12 protein-coding genes are annotated in these 15,315 nt (G+C 65.3%); 3 read left to right on the plus strand and 9 right to left on the minus strand.

Annotated features, from left to right (window positions below; all coding sequences use genetic code 11):
* Positions 1-93 precede the first annotated feature (93 nt).
* Positions 94-1,068 (minus strand): tripartite tricarboxylate transporter substrate binding protein, encoded by a 975-nt coding sequence (locus GEV05_17955; GenBank protein ID MPZ45239.1) that lies wholly within the window; start codon positions 1,066-1,068, stop codon positions 94-96.
* Between the two features lie 230 nt (positions 1,069-1,298).
* Entirely contained in the window at positions 1,299-2,456 is a 1,158-nt protein-coding gene (locus GEV05_17960; GenBank protein ID MPZ45240.1) for an acyl-CoA dehydrogenase, read from the minus strand.
* A 160-nt stretch (positions 2,457-2,616) separates the two neighbouring features.
* On the opposite strand from GEV05_17960, the gene GEV05_17965 reads away from it, so the two are divergent.
* Positions 2,617-3,840: an MFS transporter gene (locus GEV05_17965; GenBank protein MPZ45241.1), complete on the plus strand. Its 1,224-nt coding sequence runs from the start codon at positions 2,617-2,619 to the stop codon at positions 3,838-3,840.
* A 6-nt stretch (positions 3,841-3,846) separates the two neighbouring features.
* Here the strand turns inward: GEV05_17965 and GEV05_17970 are convergent, their stop codons facing one another.
* The 7 genes from GEV05_17970 to GEV05_18000 all read right to left on the minus strand — a co-directional run bounded on the left by GEV05_17970 (position 3,847) and on the right by GEV05_18000 (position 12,833).
* Positions 3,847-4,833: a tripartite tricarboxylate transporter substrate binding protein gene (locus tag GEV05_17970; protein MPZ45242.1), complete on the minus strand. Its 987-nt coding sequence runs from the start codon at positions 4,831-4,833 to the stop codon at positions 3,847-3,849.
* 115 nt (positions 4,834-4,948) lie between these two features.
* Positions 4,949-7,360: a PAS domain S-box protein gene (locus tag GEV05_17975; GenBank protein MPZ45243.1), complete on the minus strand. Its 2,412-nt coding sequence runs from the start codon at positions 7,358-7,360 to the stop codon at positions 4,949-4,951.
* 18 nt (positions 7,361-7,378) lie between these two features.
* Complete coding sequence (locus GEV05_17980; GenBank protein ID MPZ45244.1) at positions 7,379-7,720, minus strand: circadian clock protein KaiB; 342 nt, start codon at positions 7,718-7,720, stop codon at positions 7,379-7,381.
* A gap of 12 nt (positions 7,721-7,732) precedes the next feature.
* A complete protein-coding gene (locus tag GEV05_17985) occupies positions 7,733-8,071 on the minus strand; it encodes a circadian clock protein KaiB (GenBank protein MPZ45245.1) in 339 nt (112 codons plus the stop codon).
* Positions 8,068-9,834, minus strand: a complete 1,767-nt coding sequence (gene kaiC, locus GEV05_17990) for a circadian clock protein KaiC (protein MPZ45246.1) — start codon at positions 9,832-9,834, stop codon at positions 8,068-8,070. The genes GEV05_17985 and kaiC overlap by 4 nt, the downstream gene beginning before the upstream one ends.
* Positions 9,835-9,945: 111 nt before the next feature.
* Positions 9,946-11,970 (minus strand): hypothetical protein, encoded by a 2,025-nt coding sequence (locus GEV05_17995; protein ID MPZ45247.1) that lies wholly within the window; start codon positions 11,968-11,970, stop codon positions 9,946-9,948.
* A gap of 95 nt (positions 11,971-12,065) precedes the next feature.
* Positions 12,066-12,833, minus strand: a complete 768-nt coding sequence (locus GEV05_18000) for a methyltransferase domain-containing protein (GenBank protein MPZ45248.1) — start codon at positions 12,831-12,833, stop codon at positions 12,066-12,068.
* 364 nt (positions 12,834-13,197) lie between these two features.
* On the opposite strand from GEV05_18000, the gene GEV05_18005 reads away from it, so the two are divergent.
* Entirely contained in the window at positions 13,198-14,445 is a 1,248-nt protein-coding gene (locus GEV05_18005) for an MFS transporter (protein ID MPZ45249.1), read from the plus strand.
* 214 nt (positions 14,446-14,659) lie between these two features.
* Positions 14,660-15,315, plus strand: a 656-nt coding sequence (locus GEV05_18010; GenBank protein MPZ45250.1) for an ornithine cyclodeaminase family protein, incomplete at its 3' end; no start/stop codon positions are given.

A 15,315-nucleotide genomic window follows, 5' to 3' on the forward strand; every position in this document is an offset into this window, starting at 1 on the left:
CGTCTCGGTGAGCGTGATCTGATCGGAGAACGTGTCGCCGACGCGGATCTCGTTATAGGCCTTGCCGGGGATGACCGTCACAGCCGTCGGCGGTCAATTGAGCGTCACGTTGGCGTCGCGGATGACCTTCGCCCATTTCGCGACCTCGGCCTTAACGAAGCGCGCCAATTCTTCGGGCGTGCTGCCGGCCGGTTGCGCGCCCAGGCCGAGCAGCCGCTCGCGCATGTCGGGCAGGTCGAGGATGCGCCGCGTTTCGGCCGAAAGCTTGGCCACCACCGCTGCGGGCGTACCGGCGGGCGCGAACAAGGCGAACCAGGTGGAGGCCTCGTAACCCTTGACCCCTGCTTCGTCTATGGTCGGCAGCTCGGGCGCCGCGGGCGAGCGCTTGGCCGGCGTGACCGCGAGCGCGCGGATCTTGCCCGCCTTCACTTGCGGCAGATAGGGCGGGATATTGTCGATCACCACCTGGATTTGACCGCTCATGAGGTCCTGCAAGGTCGGTGCGCTGCCCTTGTACGCGACATGCGTCATGCGAATCCCGGTCATGCTCTTGAAGAGCTCCGCCGACAGGTGGCCGGTGCTGCCGATGCCGGGCGAGCCGTGCGCGAGCTTTCCCGGATTGGCCTTGGCGTAGGCGATCAGCTCCTTCACGTTCTTCACCGGAAGCGCGTTGCTCACCACCAGGATGTTGGGCACCGTCGCCACCCGGCTCACCGGTGCGAAGTCCTTGACCGCGTCGTATTGCAGCTTGGGATACAGCGTCGGATTGATGGCATGGGTTGCCGCCGTCGCCATGAGCAGCGTATAGCCGTCGGCCGGCGCCTTGGCCGCGATTTCGGTACCGATGGTGCCGTTGGCCCCCGGCCGATTGTCGACGATCACCGGCTGCGACCACGCCGCGGTGAACTTCTGCCCGATCGCGCGCGCGAGGATGTCGGTGGTTCCGGCCGGCGTGTACGCCACGATGATCCGGATCGGTTTGGTTGGATAAGCGCTCTGCGCAGCCGCGCCGGCGCAGCCGACGATGGCCGCGAAACCGAATGCGGCGATTGCTGCCTGCTTCCTCATCGCGCTTTCTCCTCTGACATGACACGCCGCAGCTAGCGAGTTCCCCTCACCCCAACCCCTTGCATGTTGCACCAATGGGTACGCTTGTCTTCCCTCTCCCTTCGGGAGAGGGATCGAGGGTGAGGGAAATGTATGCGTCGTGCTCTCGACTTCCCTCACCCCCGGCCCCTCTCCCGGAGGGAGAGGGGAGCTTATTGCGGAAAACGGCTCATCAGCCACTTTCTCAACCTTCAATACTCCCCGGCGGCCTTGATCATGTGGCGCGCGATGACCAGCTGCTGGATCTGGCTGGTGCCTTCGTAGATGCGGAACAGGCGCACGTCGCGATAGAAGCGCTCGATGCCGTAGTCGGCCATGTAGCCCGCGCCGCCGTGGATCTGCACGGCGCGATCGGCCACCCGCCCGCACATCTCGGAGGCGAAGTACTTGCAGCACGAGGCTTCCAGGGCAATGCGCTCGCCGGCGTCGTGCTTGCGCGCCGCCTCCAGCGTCATCGACCGGGCCGCGAAGATCTCGGTGCGGCAATCCGCAAGCATCGCCTGCACCAGCTGGAATTCGGCGACCGGACGGCCGAACTGGCGCCGCTCGATCGCGTAGCCGAGTGCAAGCTCGAGCATGCGTTCGGCCACGCCGACGCACACGGCCGCGATGTTGAGCCGCGCCTTGTCGAGCACTTTCATCGCGGTCTTGAAGCCCATGTTTTCCTGGCCGCCGATGATGTTGGCGGCGGGAACCCATGCGTCTGCGAAGATCACGTCGCAAGTGTGGCCACCGCGCTGTCCCATCTTGCGGTCGATGGGACCGAGCGATAGACCGGGCGTGCCGGCTTCGACGATGAAGGCCGATACGCCGGATGCATCCCGGGTGCTCGGATCGGTACGCGCCATGACGGTGAAGATGCCGGCTTCGGGCGCATTGGTGATGAAGCGCTTGGTGCCGTTGAGGATGTAGTGGTCGCCCTCGCGGCGTGCGCTGGTGCTAAGCGCCCCGGCATCCGACCCCGAGCCCGGCTCGGTCAGGGCGAAGGCACCGATGATCTCGCCCGAGGCGAGCCGCGGCAGGTATTTGCGCTTCTGCACCTCGGTGCCGTCGATCGCAATGCCCATCGAGCCGATGCCGTTGTTGGTGCCCGCGATCGAACGAAACACGGGCGAGCAGCGCGAGAGCTCGAAATTGACCAGCACCTCTTCTTCGAGCGTGAGGCCCATGCCGCCGTACTCGTCGGGGATGGCGAAGCCGAACAGCCCCATGCGCCGCATCTCGGCGACGACCTCGTCCGGGATGCGATCGGTGTCCGCGGCGATCGCCTCGGCCGGCACGCAGCGTTCGCGCACGAAGCGGCGCACGGTATCGAGCAAGATACTGAGCGTTTCCTGGTCGCGGATCATGCGGGGGTTGCGGTCCTATGATGGCGGCTCGCGCGAACGGCGCAAACCGCAACGATTATATAGCGGCACCTTTGCCGCGCATTTTCCGCCCGCTATTCGACGCATGAGGATTCGCCTGCTTTGATATGATGCCAGGGCACCCGTCCTCGGACCTCACATCGTGACTACGTCAGCCGCAACCGCCCCGGTCGCTGCCGCGCCCGGCAATTTCCGCGAAGTCTGGCTCATCTCGCTCGGACACGGCCTCACCCACTGGTATCCAGCCACGTTCTATCTGCTGCTGCCGATCATCGGCAAGGAGCTGGGCCTCTCGTACACCGAGATCGGGCTCATCATGTCGGCGCAATACGCCGTCGGCGCGGTGACCAACATCCCGGGCGGGATCCTGGTCGATGCCGTCGGCTACAAGGGACGGCTGATGGCGCTCTCGCTGTTCTGGATCGGTGTGCCGTACTTCCTGATGGCCTTCACGTCCAGCTACTGGATGCTGCTCGCATGCATGGTGCTGATCGGCGTCGGCAACAACCTCTGGCACCCGGCCGCGATATCGACCCTCGGGCAGCGCTTCCCGGCGCGCAAGGGGCTTGCGCTTTCGTTTCACGGCATGGGCGGAAATCTCGGCGAGGCGCTCGCGCCGCTGCTGGTCGGCGCGCTGCTGGCTGTCTATTCGTGGCGCACGGTCGTCGTCGTGAACCTGCTACCGGGCGTGGTCATGGCGATCGCGATCCTCGCCTATCTCGGCACGATGAATCTCGACGCCGGCAGCGGTCGCAAGCCGGGCGCACAACGCTGGACACTCGCGGGTTACCTCGCCGAGGTCAGGCCGCTGTTCGGCGACCGCACCCTCATGCTGATCGCGGCGAGCTCGTTCTTTCGCACCGCCGCGCAGTCGGCGTTGCTGACCTTCCTGCCGCTCTATCTCGCCCACAACATGGGTTACTCGCCCACGGGTGTGGGCTTCGCGCTGTTCCTGCTGCAGGCGGTTGCGTTTGCGTCCGCGCCCCTTGCCGGCTATGCCTCCGACCGGCTGAGCCGCAAGCGCGTGATGAGCGCGGCGCTGTCGATGACGGCGCTGGTCATCGTGCTCATGGCCTTGGCGGGCCGCTCGCCCTGGGTGATCGCCCTGATCGCGCTGCTCGGGTTTTTCATGTACGCGACGCGCCCCGTGATCCAGGCCTGGTCGCTGGAAGCCGCACCGGCGGCCCTCGGCGGCTCGGTTGTCGGCATGATGTTCGGCGTGCAGGCGATGGGCTCGGCCATATCGCCCTGGGCGGGCGGCCTGATCGCCGATGCCTACGATCTCGCCGCAACCTTCTACTTCCTTGCCGCGCTGATCGTCGCAGCCAATGTCCTGGTCATGTTCGTTCCCGACAAGCCCAGGTGACGGCCGTCACTGCTTCAAGCCGATGCCCGCATCCTTGATCACCTTGGTCCAGCGCGCCAGCTCACTGCGAATACGCTCGTGCAACGCTTCCGGCGTGCTCGAGATCGGATCGAGCCCCATCGTCTCCAGCCGCTCGCGGAAAGTCGGATCCGCGACCGCCTTGCGGATCTCGGCATTGAGCTTGTCGACGATAGGCCGCGGCATACCCGCCGGCGCCAGGATGCCGTACCAGGTGGTGTTGTTGAATCCGGGCAGCACTTCCGCGATGGCCGGCAGATCGGGCACGAGCCGCACGCGCGTGGGGTGCCCCACCGCGATGGCCTTGGCCTTGCCCGAGCGGATTGCGGGATTCGTATAAGGCAGGCTGCCGAACAGCGCGTGAATGCGTCCGCTGAGGAGATCAACCAGGGCGGGACCGCCGCCCTTGTAAGCGACGTGGACGAATTCCGCGCCGGCCATTGCCTTCAGCAACTCCATGCCCAGGTGGTTCGGTGTTCCAGCGCCGGGCGAGCCGAACAGGATCTTGCCCGGTTGCGCCTTGGCGAGGTCGATCAGCTCCTTGACCGTTTTCGCCTGCACGCTGGGATGAACGATGAGCACGAACGGCGCGTCGACCACCAGCCCGATCGGCGTGAAATCCTTGACCGGATCGTAGCTCACCTTGGTGCCGTAGGCGGGCCCGACCACGAGCCCGCCGGAAGTGCCGAGCAGCAGGGTGTAACCGTCGGGGGTCGCGTGCGCGGCGAGCCCGTGGCCGATCGTGGCGCCCGCGCCGGGACGGTTGTCGACCACCACGGTTTGACCGAGCTTGTCGCTCAACCAGGCGCCGAACAGACGCGACGTCGGGTCGGTCGAGCCACCCGGGGGATAGGGACAGATGAAGCGGATCGGGCGATTGGGGTAAGTGCTCTCCGCCGCCCGTGCCTGCACTGCAGCGCAAGCTGCGAAGACGAGAAGCAAATACAGGCAAGTCGCATTCGGATACCGAGACATGGTGCAACCTCCGTGTTCCCGTAGTACACGAACTGCCAACCTGCTGTCACTTTACTCGACGCTCGATTCGCTGGCCAGACCCGGCGCGGAACGTAAGGGCATCATGTCAGATGTCTTATGCCAGCGTGCTGGACCGAGCACTCCACGATGCCAGCAGTTCTGTCAGGACGTGCAGGTCCACCGGCTTGACGAGGTGGGCATCGAAGCCGGCGCCTTTGGAACAGTTGCGGTCCTCCTCTTGTCCCCATCCCGTCAGCGCGATGAGCGTCACGTCCTTGGAGTGCGGTTCACGCCGAATCCGCCGGGCCACTTCGTGTCCGTCCATGCCCGGCATGCCGATATCCAGTATTACGACGGTCGGCTTGTAGGCCGCGAATGCTTCCAGAGCCTCGACGCCGTTGTAGACAATCTGAACATCGGCTCCGATCAACTTGAGCAGCAGGCCGAGGCTGTCGGCTGCGTCTTGGTTGTCATCCACCACGAGGACTCGGCGCAGCGCAGTATCCGATAAGCGCGCCTCTTTACCCGGCGCGCCGGTGGGGAGCCGGGCCGCCGTCAGCGGCAAGCGAACGACGAACTCGCAGCCCCGCCCGACGCCGTCGCTGTGCACAGCGACACGGCCGCCGTGCATTTCGACCAGACTCTTGACGAGCGCGAGGCCGATGCCGAGTCCGCCCTGGGCGCGGTTCGCCCGGTGCTCGACCTGCGTGAACAACTCGAATACGCGTGGAAGCATGTCGGACGCAATGCCCATGCCGGTGTCTCGGACCGAAATCGCCACCGCGTCAGCTTCGCGCCGGGCGGAAAGCCAGATCCGCCCGCCGGCTTCAGTGTACTTGACGGCGTTGTTCAGGAGGTTGGCGAGCACTTGCGCCAGACGAATCGGATCGCCCTGCACGACGAGCGGCTCGGGGGGTATCGCTAGGGTCAGGACGTGGCCAGCCGCGTCGATCAAAGGCCGGCTCGTCTCTACGGCGCTGCGGATGATCGCGGCCATCTCGACCGGTTCCGTGCGCAGCTCGATACTGCCGCGAGTGATGCGCGAGACTTCCATCAGGTCATCCACCAGGCGCACCATGTGATTGACCTGCCGGTCCATCATTTCGCCGACGCGCTCGGCCGCCGGGTCATGCTGGGCGGTCATTCGCAGGATGTGCAAGGCGTTGCGAATCGGCGCGAGCGGATTGCGCAGCTCATGCGCCAGCACTGCGAGGAACTCGTCTTTGCGCCGATCTCCCTCTTTGAGCGCCTCCTCCATCCGGATTCGCTCAGTGACGTTTGTGTTGGTGCCGAACCAGCGCACGATCTCGCCGCGTTCGTTGCGAATCGGGACCGCACGGGAGAGGAACCACTGGTACTGCCCGTCCTTGCCGCGCAACGGGAAGGTGTCTTCCCAGACCTCGCCCAGTTCGCGAGAACGCGTCACGCTCGCCACGACCCGATCGACATGATCGGGGTGATGCACTTTCTTCCAGCCCCAGTCACGCATTTCCTCGAAGGACAAACCGGTATAGTCGAGCCAGCGCTGGTTGTACCAGGTGACGTCGCCGAGCTGGTCGCAGGTCCAGGCGAGCTGAGCCATGTTGTCGGCCAGCATGCGAAAGCGTTCTTCGCTCTCACGCAGCGCTTCTTCGGCCCGCTTGCGCTCGGTGAGATCCACGCACGACCCGATGTAGCCTGCGAACGTGCCGTCGGCCTCGAAGCGAGGGATCCCGTCGTCCAGCACCCATCGATACTCGCCGTCATGGCGCTTGAGGCGGTACTCCATCGAAAACGGCTGGCGGGCATCGAAACGTGTCGCGTAAATGTTCAAGCAGCGGTCGCGATCGTCGGGATGCACATCCTGCGCCCACCCGTTGCCCAGAAGCTCCTCCAGCGGGCGCCCGCTGAAAATCCTCCAGGACTTATTGAACCAGGTGCAGCCTTTCGTGACGTCGCTCACCCAGATCAATACGGGTACGGCGTCGGCCATGAGCCGGAAACGCTCCTCGCTCTCTTGCAGCGCATGGTGTGCAGCGGTGAGTTGCTCGTGGCGCCTCTGCGTGGTCAGATCGGTCACCAGCAACCCGATCGCCGCGCCCCCGTCCTTCGGCAATGCGCTGAAAGTCAGGTAGACGGACACGAGGCCTCCATCGGCGCGCCGCAAGCGCACTTCTCCGCGCCCTGCTTCCGTCTGCGCCTGCGCCAGCACGTTCTCGTACATGACGCGATCTTCGGCCGCGACGAAGTCGCTAAACGTCGCGCCGAGCATCTTCTCCGGCGGATGATCGAGCAGGTCCGCCAGCTGGCGGTTGCAATACACGATGGTGCCGTCCGCATGCATCGTTGCCGCGCCTTGCTGCATCTGCTCGACGAACAGGCGATAGGGGCGGTCGACGCCCTCCAGCGTGTAGACCCGGTGCTCCCCCGCTTCCTCGACCACGAACGCATCGACCGCGCCGCTCTGGATGGCGCGGATCGTTTCCTCCGCCTCCTCCAGTCGTAAGCGCAGCTCGGCGTTCTCGGCTTGCAGCTTGTCGACCTTCATGAGCAATGCGAGCGTTTGTCAGGTCTTGCGGAGCAGGTCCAGTCCCGTCAGCACGCGCTCCTTGTCGGCCAGATTGCCGATCAGCTTTCTGAGGGGCGCGGGCAGTTTCTTGACCAACGTCGGCGCCGCGACGATTTGCTCTTGCTTGGCCAGCGCCGGATGCTCGTAGAGGTCGATCACTTCCAGGTCGTAGCGGCCTTGCAAGCGGTCCTCGCAGAGGGCTTTGATTGCGGCGATGGCCTCGGTAGAGCGCTGCGTCATCCCGGTAACGTACAGGCGCAAGACGTATTGCTCCTCCGCCGCCGATCCGGCCAGCAACTTTTCGAAGGCCTTGGTGGTGGGCGGCTTCGTTGTTTTCATTGCATGTCCGTCTCAGTCACGTAACCGTGCAGGCCGCAGCTGCAGCCCGACCAAGGTGCGTTCGGTGTTCGACAGGTCGCCGACGATCTTGCGCAGCGGCTCCGGCAGCTTCCGCACCAACGTGGGAATCGCCACGATCTGGTGCCCCGCCGCCAGTTGCGGCTGCTCCAGAAGGTCGACCACCTCGATGCTGTACCGGCCCGGCAAGTGCTCCTCGCAGATCTTCTTGACGTTGGCGAAGGCGGCGACGGATCTTGGCGTCTTCCCGGCGACATACAGGCGCAATTCCCATACCCCCGAATCTGCGGCCGTTTGCGCTTCATCGGCTGCGGGCCTGACTGGCTTTTTCATCTGCGACCCCGTGGCGATTTGCGTGCGCGGGCTGACGTCCCGGCCGCTGCCGACCCGCTGTCGGCCTGGCGGCTGCGGCCCATCGCTGCCTGATCCTCAGTGAGCATATTCTGCCTGGCCTGCTCGTCGACGGCGAGCCGTTTTGCCTCCTCGCCTTCCGTTTCGAACTCCTTGCGCAGCGCCGCGATATGGGCTTCCAGCGCTTCGCGCTTGCGCTCCCGCTCGCGCAGCTTGGCTTCGACTTCCTGCTGCCGCGCCACGGCGGCCGCTTTCTCACGGGCTGCCTGGGCCTGCCGCATCGACCCGATGAGGACGCCTTCCGGCCCCAGGTAGACGTCCAGCAGATCGATGCCCTTGTCGGTCAACAGAAACTCGCGGATCTGGTTGGAGTGAGCCATCCCGCGTGACTTGAGAATGTACATGGCCCGGTTGCGCTCGCCGCCGAGCTCGATGTCTCGCAGCAAGAGCCAGGTGTCGACGATCGAGGAAATTTCCACATCCGTGCTCTCCAGGGCTTCGCCGCCGGAGGTCAGATGGGTCACGAAGGCTGTGATCCCTTCCACTTTCAGGAAGTCGATCAGACGGGTCAGCATGGCGGTCGCATCCTTGCGGCTGCCCGCCTGGATCAGGCTGCCGATGGGATCGAGGATGACCACCTGCGGGCTTAATTCCTTGATCAATTTGTGGAACGTCGCCAAGTGCATCTCGAGCCCGTAGAGCGTGGAGCGCATGGCATGGAAGTGCAGCAAGCCCTTCTTGACCCAGGGCTCCAGGTCCAGGCCGATCGAGCGCATGTTGCGAATGATCTGCCCCGGCGATTCCTCGAACGCGAAGTACAGGCAGCGCTCCCCCCGCTCGCAGGCGGCGTGGGCGAAATGCGCCGCCAGGCTGCTCTTGCCGCTGCCCGCCGTGCCCGAAACGAGAACGGTGCTGCCCCGGTAGTACCCGTGGCCGCCCAGCATCGTATCCAGCCGCGGGATGCCGCTGGAAATCCGCTCGTCCGAAACCGCGTGCTGCAGGCGCAGCGAGGTGATCGGCAGGACGCTGATGCCGTCCTCGTCGATGAGAAACGGGTACTCGTTGGTGCCGTGCGTGGTACCCCGGTATTTGACGACGCGCAGGCGCCGGGTAGAGACCTGGTCGATCACCCGATGATCGAGCAGGATCACGCAGTCGGAAATGTACTCTTCCAGGCCGTGGCGGGTCAGCTGCCCTTCGCCGCGCTCGCCGGTGACGACGGCGGTAACGCCCTTGTCCTTGAGCCAGCGGAAGAGGCGGCGAAGCTCGGCCCGCAAGACGCCGGCATTGGAGAGGCCGCTGAACAGTGTCTCGATGGTGTCCAGAACGACCCGCTTCGCCCCGATGCTGTCGATGGCGTGGCCCAGGCGGACGAACAGCCCTTCGAGGTCGTAGTCGCCCGTTTCCTCGATCTCGCTGCGCTCGATGCGCACGAAGTCGATGAGGAGCTTGTTCTTCTTGCCTAGCTCCTCCAGGTCGAAGCCGAGGGAGCGGACGTTCTGCGTCAATTCCTCGGCGTTTTCCTCGAAGGCCATGAATACGCCCGGCTCACCGTACTGCGTGGCGCCGCGCACCAGGAACTCCATCGCCAGCAGCGTCTTGCCGCACCCGGCGCTGCCGCAGACGAGCGTCGGCCTTCCACGCGGCAGACCACCGCCGGTAATCTCGTCCAACCCCGGAATGCCGGTCGCCGTCTTGGCCAGGCTTTGGGTCGTCAACTTGGCGCTGCTGGTCGCTTTGCTCATCACTTTCTCGGGTTTGCCGCCATCGGGACGCGTACTATACGCCTCGTATCCCACTCGAGCGGTCACGAGGGGGCGCCAATCTGGGTAAGGAACGAGCGCGGCGAATCGGCGCTACTTGAGGATACGCAGCAGGTTGTTGAAATCATCGGTCCAGAGCGAGAGCCGCGGCGGCACCTCGACCTCGGTCCGCGCCCGCACGAGCGCGCTGCTTTGCAGAAAGCTCCGGTCGCGCGTCACCAGCGTCCAGTCGGTGCGCGAGTAGCGTTCGTCGCTCTCGTCCGGATCGTGCTCGACCAGCACCGACGGGATGCCGTTGGCGTCTGCGACCATCTTCACCACCGGCGGCAGATCGAGATAGCGGTTGGTGACGTGAAAGGCGATGATGCCGTCGGGCTGCATATGCTTCCGGTATACGGCCAGGGCTTCGCGCGTGATGAGATGCACCGGGATCGAGTCGCTGGAGAACGCGTCGATCACCAGGATGTCGAAGCGCTGCGGCGGCTCGCGTTCCAGGGTCAGGCGCGCATCGCCCAGCGCGGTTTCGATCGTCGCCCGGCTGTCGCGCAGATAAGTGAACTCGGATTTCGCGACGGCAAGCACCTGCGGATCGAGCTCGTAGAATTTGAAGACATCGCCCGGCTTGCCCCAGGCGGCCAGGGTGCCCGTGCCCAATCCGATCACCCCCAGGCGCAAGGGCCTGTTGCGATAGTGTCTGATCGCCAGCCCGATGCCCGACTCCGGACCGTAGTAGCTGGTCGGCTGCCGGCGCAGGTTCGGCTCCTGATACTGCTCGCCGTGCATGATGACGCCATGCATGAGGCGGCGCACGGCGTTCGGATCGTCGGGCGCACCGACGTCCTGAACACGCAAGGTGCCGTAAAAATTGCGCATCATGAGGCTGGTGCCGCGCGTGAGCTCGTCGATGTACTCGTGGACGTAGTAGCCGCACACGATGCTCACGCCGAGCGCAGTCGCGGGAATCCATCTCGGCAACGGCCACAACAGGTGCACCGCGAGCAGCCCCGTAACAACGAGGGCGATGCCGAACTCGTAGTACGTAACGAACACGAGCGGCGCTATGACGCCGACGAACAAACCACCGAGCGCACCGCCGAGCGAAACCATGAGGTAGAAGCGCGTGAGGTAGCGAGGCGCTGGCTTAAGGCCTGCCAGCTCGCCGTGATAGAACATGCAGCACGCGAACAGCCCCGCACAATACAGCGGCACGGCGTCGGTCACCTCCATGATGTTGCCGCCCGCGTTGAGTCCCCACGCCATCGCGACCAGAATGACGGCGAGCGGCCCGAGAAAGAACCGGCGTTGATACCAGCCGCGGCCTTCGAAGCACAGAATGAACGTGAGCAGGTACAGGATGAGCGGCAAGATCCAGAGAAACGGCACCGAGGCGACGTTCTGGGTGATGTGATTCGTCACCGCCAGCAGCATGTACGAGCCCATGGCCGACAACAGCAGCCAGATGGCGTAGTCTCGCACCGCGGGTGGCGGCGCTGAAGGCTCCGCGGCCTGAACGCCAGGCGTGGTGTCCGCGTGCACCGCCGAGCGCAGACTGAAAAAACCTGCGAACGCGCATAGCGCAACGAAGACGACGTAGCCGGCGCTCCACACCAGCGACTGCGTGCGGGTCGGGGTCCAGGGCTCGATCAACGGCGGATAGGCCACCAGCGCAGCCAGCGACGCGAAATTCGACAACGCGAACAGACGGTAGACGGTGCCGGTCGGGAAGCTCCGCGCGAACCATGCCTGTACCAAAGGGCCTGTGGTGGAGAGCAGGAAGTACGGCAGCCCGATCGTCACGGCGAGCAGACCGAGGATCTGGGTCACGGGATCCTCGTCGCCTGCGGGCTTCCACACCACGTCCGGGATGATCGGCAGCGAGACGAGGCTCAGCAGCAACAGCGCGGCGTGCAGCCGCACCTGCGAGCGCGGCCGCAGGTGGCGCGTGGTCCAGTCCGAGTAGGCATATCCGAACAACAACAGGAACTGGAAGAACACCAGGCAGGTCGTCCACACCGCGGCCGAGCCGCCGAACCACGGCAGAATCTGCTTGGCGATGACCGGCTGGACCAGGAACAGCAGAAAGGCGCTGACGAAGATCGTGGCGGCGTAGAGGATCATCTAGTGTCGGGAGCCCAGCGAATTTCAGTCACGCCGCTGGATTCCCGTTTTCACGGGAATGACGTTGTTGAGAGCATCCAAGAAAATATAGGCAATCAAGGTTTGACGAACTTGAGCACGAACTCGTCGTTCGGCTGCGCCGGCTTGAACACGATCCGGTCGCGCGGATCCTCGGGATTGCGCAGGAACCCGGCTGCGTCGATCAGCTTGAAGCCGGCGGCTTCCACCTCCTTGCGCACGAGTGCTTCCTCCACCCGATGCAAGGACTTGGATTCGCTGATCCCGGTGCCCGGACGGCCGGAGTGGTCCGCAACGACGTAGTGCCCGCCACGCTTTAGCGCGTCGAACACGGCCTTGTTCATGCGCGCCCGGTCGGCTCCGGTCCAGCCGGTGTCGTGGTAGGTGAACATGAACGTGACCAGGTCGATGGACGCGGGTCGAACGTCTTTCGGCACCGGATCATCGAACTCGGCGACGTGATGGGTCACGTTGCGCATCGCGGGGCTCTTCAGGCGCGCATCGAACCGGCCCCTGAGGAGGTTCTTGACGAAGTATTCGGTGTTCTGCGCGTAAACGTGGCCATTCGGACCGACGCTGCGCGCGAGCAGCTCGGTGGTGTAGCCCCCACCAGCGCCCAGATCGAGCACGCGCATGCCGGGGCGCGCATCGATGAACGCGAGCAGTTGCGGCGCCTTGCGCCGGCCATCGTTGGCGCGGTCGGCCTCGGTGCGATCGGGCGCATCGAGAATCGCCTGCCGCTCGCCTGCGCTCAGGCGCGGCGGTTCACTGGCGCAGCCGACGATCAAGCTCAGCACAAGCATGCTGCCGCCGAGTCGATGCAAAAATGCGTGGGTCATTTGGATCCTCCGCGGGCAAGGGGGCGTCGTGGCGCGATCACGGCCCGCGTCGGGCGGATCGGCCGAGATCGATGGCGAACAGGAAAACCTTCGGCTTGCCCGGTGCGACAGGGGCGCAAGCGGCGAGGCAAGCAACAGCGCGGATGGAAAGCGCTTCATCGATCCTCGTTAGAATGGCGTGCGTCCGGAGCAAACCGCGAGCTGCACCGGCGGCGGGATTTCGCTGCCGTAAAGGTCCGCGCACAGCAAAGCGGCGGCATTGTACCGCGAACCTACGTACGGTCGGACAGACAATCGCGCCTTTCGCCGCCGAGGCAAGCCCTGCCGCCGAGGCGAACTTTGCAGCCGAGGCAAACCACTTGGAGCGCGCATGAATCACCCGTTCCGCGCGCTGCGCCACCGCGATTTCCGGCTGTTCGTGCTCGGCCAGGGCGCCGGCATCCTGGGCTACTGGATCCAGCTCATCGCGGTGCACTGGCTCATCTACCGCATGACCGGATCGGCCTTGCTGCTCGGCGTCACCGTGTTCGCCGCGCAGATCCCGGTGCTGCTGCTGGGACCGATCGCAGGCGCGCTCGCCGACCGGGTCGACCGGCACCGGGCGTTCGTATGGGTCCAGAGCCTGGAGCTGCTCCAGGCGGTCGCGATGGCAACACTCGCCTACCTCGGCGTGATCGAACCGTGGCACATGATCGCCCTGACGGCCTTTCTCGGCATGACGATCGCGGTCGAGCTGCCGGTGCGCCACGCCTATCTGCCGGACCTGCTCGACGATCGCGCGGATCTTCCCAACGCGGTCGCGGTCACTTCGTTGATCGGCAGCGCGGGCCGCCTGGTGGGACCCTCGGTCGCCGGCGTCATGATCGCGGTCTTCAGCGAGGCGAGCTGCTTTCTGCTGAATGCGGCTTCGTTCCTGATCGTGCTCGCCACGCTCGCCGCCATTCGGCGCAAGCCGCATCGACCGGTTGCGCAGCCGCATCCGATGTGGACCGAGTTGCGTGAGGGCGCGCTCTACGCCTGGCGCTCGCGACCGATACGCGCGCTGCTGATCGTGCTTGCCACGGTGGCCTTCATGGCGACACCGTATCAGCCGCTGATGCCGGCGTTCGTCGCCCAGGCTTTCCAGGGCGGGCCGGAAACGCTCGGCTTCCTGCTTGCCGCCGCGGGTTTCGGCGCCCTCGTGGGCACGCTCTATCTGTCCACCCGCGGCGGCGTCGAAGGGCTTTCGCGGTTGATCGCCGGCGCCGCGCTCTGTGCCGGCTGCGCCTTGGTCGCGTTTGCCATCACGCGCTGGTATGCACTGTCGCTCGCCCTGATGGCGGTCACCGGCTTCGGCATCCTCGCGGTCACCGTGTCGGTCAACATGATTCTGCAAGCGAGTGTCGAAGATCGGATGCGTGGACGCATCATGAGCCTCTACACCGCGGCCTTTCTCGGGGTCGCCCCCCTGGGCGGCCTGGTTGCCGGGGCGGTTGCGGACCGCATAGGCGCGGCGCACACGCTCTTGCTCGGTGGAGCCTGCTGTGCGCTTGCCGGGCTGGCGCTTGCACGCGCCCGCGTGCGGCTCGTAGCCGAGGCCGCGGCGTCTGCCGCCGAGCCGCGTGCGGCCAACGAATAGCGCGCAGACGCTGCCTCTATTCCGCGCCTCGCGCACAAGGCCAGGGCGTTAAGCTTCTGCCCACGTTGTATGCAACCTCCTATCCTCCTCCACGCAAGTGGACCTCCAACGCAACCTTCGGGTTGCGTTTTTTTTCGCCGGCAACGCGCGCCTTGCGCTCCGGCTCGGACCGAAGCTACAGTGCCGGCTCTTTCGATCTCCCAGGGCCGACACCATGGTTCGCTACATCAAGGAAGACGAGGTCCGGCGGGTCCTGCGCATGGCGGACGTCGTCGGGTGCGTCGAACGCGCCTTTCGCGACCGCGCGCAGGGCAAGGCGTTCGACATCCCTCGGCGGCGCACGCTGCAGCCCGGCGGTCATCTGCACGTCCTGCAGGCTGCGGCGCCGGAGCTGAATCTCATCGGCTTCAAGGCGTACTACCTCAAGCCCGAGGCACGCACCTTCTATCTGCACCTGATCAACCATCAGCACGGCAACCAGGAGGCGCTGATCGAGGCCGACTGGCTTGGACGCATGCGTACCGGCGCTGCCACGGCGGTTGCCACCGATGTCCTGGCGCGCAAATCCGCCTCGGTGGTCGCGTGCTTCGGTACCGGACGCCATGCGCAAACGCAGCTCGAAGGCGTTGCCTGCGTTCGCCGCCTGACCGAGGTGCGTGCGTTCGGGCGCAACCGGGAGCGGCAAGCGGGCTTCTGCGAAACCATGAGCAGCAAGCTCGGCGTCACGGTGCGGCCCGTTCGTTCGGAAGCCGAAGCGCTCGCCGGCGCGGACGTCGTCAACGTCATGACGCGCTCGGATACACCGGTGTTCGACGGCCGCCTGCTCGAGCCCGGACAACACGTCAACGCCGCCGGCGGCAACGCGCTAGA

The sequence above is a fragment of the Betaproteobacteria bacterium genome (assembly GCA_009377585.1).
GTDB lineage: Bacteria > Pseudomonadota > Gammaproteobacteria > Burkholderiales > WYBJ01 > WYBJ01.